This window comes from Bacillus sp. 7894-2, assembly GCF_002272225.1.
GTDB lineage: Bacteria > Bacillota > Bacilli > Bacillales > Cytobacillaceae > Cytobacillus.
Window position 1 is genome coordinate 1 of the sequence record NZ_NPDG01000170.1, and the last position, 423, is coordinate 423.

The window sequence follows — 423 nt, forward strand, 5'->3', positions numbered from 1 at the left end:
TGGTAAAACGAAGGTCTCCAAAACCTTTGATGTGGGTTCGATTCCTACTACCCCTGCCAGTAGGATAGTGGCGGTTGTGGCGAAGTGGTTAACGCATCGGATTGTGGCTCCGACACTCGTGGGTTCGATTCCCATCAATCGCCCCATTATTCTTTTTTTTGCATTATATTTTGGGCTATAGCCAAGCGGTAAGGCACCGGACTTTGACTCCGTCACTCGCAGGTTCGAATCCTGCTAGCCCAGCCATTTTTTTAGGCAGCATAGCCAAGTGGTAAGGCAGAGGTCTGCAAAACCTCCATCCCCGGTTCAAATCCGGGTGTTGCCTCCAAACCAAATTTATTTGCGGGTGTAGTTTAGTGGTAAAACCTCAGCCTTCCAAGCTGATGATGAGGGTTCGATTCCCTTCACCCGCTCCAACACATA

At 49.4% G+C, this 423-nt stretch carries 4 tRNA genes; all 4 read left to right on the forward strand.

From position 1 onward, the window contains the following. Positions 1–70: 70 nt before the first annotated feature. Positions 71–146 (forward strand) — tRNA-His (locus tag CHI10_RS21980). A gap of 25 nt (positions 147–171) precedes the next feature. Further along, positions 172–246: transfer RNA gene (locus CHI10_RS21985), tRNA-Gln, on the forward strand. Between the two features lie 8 nt (positions 247–254). After that, positions 255–328: transfer RNA gene (locus CHI10_RS21990), tRNA-Cys, on the forward strand. A 14-nt stretch (positions 329–342) separates the two neighbouring features. Continuing rightward, positions 343–416: transfer RNA gene (locus CHI10_RS21995), tRNA-Gly, on the forward strand. Positions 417–423 lie beyond the last annotated feature (7 nt).